3 protein-coding genes are annotated in these 3790 nt (G+C 71.1%); 1 reads left to right on the top strand and 2 read right to left on the bottom strand.

Annotation, left to right across the window (positions count from 1 at the left end; genetic code table 11):
• Positions 1-36 precede the first annotated feature (36 nt).
• Both ACYVE9_RS18745 and ACYVE9_RS18750 read right to left on the bottom strand, forming a co-directional pair.
• On the bottom strand, positions 37-2229 hold the full coding sequence (locus ACYVE9_RS18745; RefSeq protein WP_461029039.1) for a putative bifunctional diguanylate cyclase/phosphodiesterase: 2193 nt from the start codon (positions 2227-2229) through the stop codon (positions 37-39).
• Positions 2226-3038, bottom strand: coding sequence for an SAM-dependent methyltransferase (locus tag ACYVE9_RS18750; RefSeq protein ID WP_461029040.1), 813 nt, complete (start codon positions 3036-3038; stop codon positions 2226-2228). Before ACYVE9_RS18750 ends, ACYVE9_RS18745 begins: the two co-directional genes overlap by 4 nt.
• A 200-nt stretch (positions 3039-3238) precedes the next feature.
• Between ACYVE9_RS18750 and ACYVE9_RS18755 the strand changes: the two genes are divergently transcribed.
• Positions 3239-3589: a hypothetical protein gene (locus ACYVE9_RS18755; protein WP_461029041.1), complete on the top strand. Its 351-nt coding sequence runs from the start codon at positions 3239-3241 to the stop codon at positions 3587-3589.
• Positions 3590-3790: the final 201 nt, after the last annotated feature.

The following is a 3790-nucleotide window of genomic DNA, read 5'->3' on the forward strand; positions in this document are numbered from 1 at the left end:
TGGGCACGGCGGTGCGGGACGGCGCACCCGCCGTGCCTACTGCCCGGCCGCCAGCGGCAGCAGACCGGTGGAGAACTGCTCGGGCGGGCCGGGACGGGCGTAGAACCAGCCCTGCGCGGAGTCACACCCCAGCTCCCGCAGGTGCTCCGCCTGCGCCGCCGTCTCAACACCCTCCACGGTGACGGACAGGTCCAGCACGTGGGCGAGCGAGACGATGCCCTCCACCACCTTCAGATCCACCGGATCGGCGGGCAGGTGCTGGAGTCCCTGCGTGAAGGACCGGTCGAGCTTCAGCGTGCTCGCCGGCAACCGCCGCAGACTGGCCAGGTTCGAGTAGCCCGTGCCGAAGTCGTCCAGCGCGATACCCACCCCGAGGTCCGCCAACTGGCGAAGCGGCTTCAGCTCGTCCTCGTCGGCGCGTATCAGCGCCGTCTCGGTCACCTCCAGGCACAGCGACTCCGGCGGCAGCCCGGCGTCCCGCAGCACGGCCACCGTGTCGGCCACCAGCTCCGGGTGGTGGAGCTGCCGGGGTGAGAGGTTGACGTTCACCCGCAGCGGCCTGGTGCCGCCGATGCCCCGCACCTGCCACTCGCAGGCCTGCCGCACCGCCTCCTGGAGCACCCAGCGGCCGAGCGGCACGATGAGCCCGGTGTGCTCGGCCAGCGGGATGAACCGGTCGGGGCCGAGCACCCCGTGCCGCGGATGGTCCCAGCGCACCAGCGCTTCGGCACCCTCGACGCTGCCGTCCTCCATGCGCACCAGCGGCTGGTACTCGATGAAGAACTCCCCGCCCTCCAGGGCGGTCGGCAGCCGGTTGGTGAGGCTGTGCCGGCTGATGGCCAGCGCGTCGGAGTCCGGGTCGGCCACCTCGTAGCGGTTGCCGCCCCGCGCCTTGGCGCGGTACATGGTGATATCGGCGCTGCGCAGCACCTCCGCCGGGGTCCGCTCCGCGGTGGGGCCCTCCACGATGCCGATGCTGGCCCGGACCGTCAGCTCCCGGCCGTCCACGACCACCGGTGTGGACAGTGCCTCCAGCGCGCGGTCCGCCATGCCGGTGACCTCCGCGCGGGAGGCCGTGCCGCTGACCAGCGCCACGAACTCGTCACCGCCGATCCGCGCGACCAGCTCACCCGGCGAGTTCACGCAGCTCTGCAGCCGCTCGGCCACGGCCAGCAGCAGCTGATCGCCGACCGCGTGGCCGAGGCTGTCGTTGACGGTCTTGAACCCGTCCAGGTCCAGGTAGCACAACCCGAACCGGCTGTCCTTCCCGGACTGCGCGAGGGTCTGCTCCAGCCGTTCGAAGAACAGCGTCCGGTTGGGCAGTTCGGTGAGCGCGTCGTGGGTGGCCTCGTACCGCAGCCGCAGGTTGAGCAGCCGCCGCTCGGTGACGTCCTCCATCATGGCCAGCATGTAGCGGGGCTCGCCCTCGGAGTCGCGCAGCAGCGAGACGGTCAGGTTCGTCCACAGCACCGTGCCGTCCGGCCGCTGGTAGGGCTTCTCGGTCTGGAAGTGCTCCCGCTCACCGCTGACCAGTTCGCGGTAGAGCCGCCACACCGACGGGCCGTCGTCCGGGTGCACCCAGGACGTCACCTTGCGGTTGCGGACCAGCTGCTCGGAACCGCCGAACATGCGGGTCAGCGAGGAGTTGACGTTGATCACCGTGCCGTCGAGGGTGGCGATGCCGATGCCCATGGTGGCGCCCTCGAAGACGGCACGGAACCGGGTCTCGCTCTCGTAGAGCGCCTTCTCGATCTCCGCCTGGGCGGTGAGCGTCGCCCGGGAGAGCGCCTCCTGCTCGCTGCGGGTCCGCTCCTGGAGGGCCCGGGCGAATCCGGCTGCCAGGGCGTGCTGCAACCGGGCACAGCGGGCCCGGCCCTCCTCGGGCGGCAGGGCGTCCCGGTCGGCGCAGTACAGCAGCAGGTAGGCGTCCAGTACGCCCAGGATCTGCGGCAGCGCCTCCGGCGAGGTGCAGTGCGCCGCCACCAGCGCCGAGCCGACCTCGCGGGCCGGGCCCGGGTTGAACGGATGCGCGTGCAGGGCGTCGCTGAGCTGTTCCGCGAGCGGCAGCAGGTGCTGCTCGAACTCGGCGCGGGTCAGGCAGGTCGCCGTGGTCGGATACACCGCACGGCTCCAGATCGTCGCGAAGCGCCGCAACCCGTCGGACTGTCGGCGAGGATCGGGCGGACCGGGGTCGTCCGGTTCGGCGGATCCTTCGGCGGGAGCGTTCACGCCTTGCGTCCCACCCCTGCGAAGCCGGTGAAGACCACGGGGTCCTCCTGTCCGATGGGGCCGTCGGGACGCCAGCGCGGCATCGGGACGAGGCCGGGTTCGACCATCTGGAAACCGTCGAAGAACCTGACGACGTCCTGCTTCGAGCGCATCATGAGCCGTGATCCGGCGTTGCGGTAGACATCGGAGATCTCCTCGCCCTCCTCGATGGTGCGCGGGCCCCCCTCGGTCGACGCGTGGGTGAGGACCAGCAGGCTTCCCGGGGCGAGGGAGTCGCGCAGCTGCGCGATCACCTTCCACGGGTCCTCCTCGTCCGTGACGAAGTGCAGCAGCGCCACCAGCAGCAGTGCGACCGGCCGGTCGAAGTCGATCAGCCGGCGGACCTCCGGCGCGTTGAGGATGTCCTGCGGCGTGCGGAAGTCGGCAGCGGTGACGTCCGCCTCCCGTGTGCCCTCCAGCACCGCCCTGCTGTGCGCCACGGCGACCGGGTCGTTGTCCACGTAGGCGATGCGGGCCTCCGCGCTCGCCGCGAGGGCCACCTCGTGCACGTTGCCGAACGTCGGGATGCCGGACCCGATGTCGAGGAACTGCGTCACGCCCTCACCCACGGCGTAGCGCACCGCCCGGCGCATGAACGCCCGGTTCGCCTGCATGATCTTGGGAAGGCCCGGAAAGGCCTCGATCGCCCGTCTGGCCGCTTCCCGGTCCACCTCGAAATTGTGTGATCCGCCCAGGTAGTAGTCGTATATCCGCGACACGCTCGGCTGGGACAGGTCGATGCCCTGCGGTGCCCAGGAGGGACGTTCCATCAAGATCTCCTCATCACGATCGTCTGCGCATTGACGTTCGAGGGATGAGGCTACTGACCACATGTGCGCGGGAGTAAGTAAACGGAGACCCAACCTCCCGATCCTGTCCTACTGTTGAGGTCTATGCCCGTTTCGCGGTGGCGGAATCCTGCGCTCGAGCAGCGGTGTTTCCGCTGTCCGGAGGTGGTTACCCGCCCCGGATGAACACTTCGGACAACGACTCACTGCCTCTGCCCGACTACGACGGTCTCACGGTGGGCGAGCTGGAGCACCGCGTTCGCTCCCTGTCCGCCGCCGACGTGGAGCGGCTGCTCGACCACGAGCGCGCACACGCCGACCGGACCCCGGTGCGCTCCCTGCTGACGGCCCGCCTCGAACAGCTCGAGGCGGGGGCCGAGCCCACTCCGGGCGGCTCCCCGCGTCCGGGACGTGCCGACGCCACCCGAGCCGGTTCGCCGGTGGACGGGGAGAACACCCCGGAGCCCGTCCACGCCCCGCCGCACGGATCGCCGCACCAGCGCGGCAAGCCGAAGGCCGACCGCCGTCCCTGACCCGGCCGCACCACCGTGCCCGGCGCCGCACGGGCCGCCCGTGGAACCGGGCGGCCCGCTGTGGCACCGGGGCGCCGTTCGCCCGATGGGGCGAACGTTGTTTCCCGCGCCCGAGTGCGGATACCCGAACGGGAGTCCGGACCGGAGGGGCCGCAGTCATCGGGAGGTGCCTGAGGCGTCGTGCACGTGGCGAAACCGCCG

This window comes from Streptomyces sparsus, assembly GCF_054776295.1.

What these genes read in the sequence shown, in the direction of transcription:
- ACYVE9_RS18750 (WP_461029040.1), bottom strand. Translation starts at nt 3,038, where the DNA reads ATGGAACGTCCCTCCTGGGCACCGCAGGGCATCGACCTGTCCCAGCCG.
- ACYVE9_RS18755 (WP_461029041.1), top strand. Translation starts at nt 3,239, where the DNA reads ATGAACACTTCGGACAACGACTCACTGCCTCTGCCCGACTACGACGGT.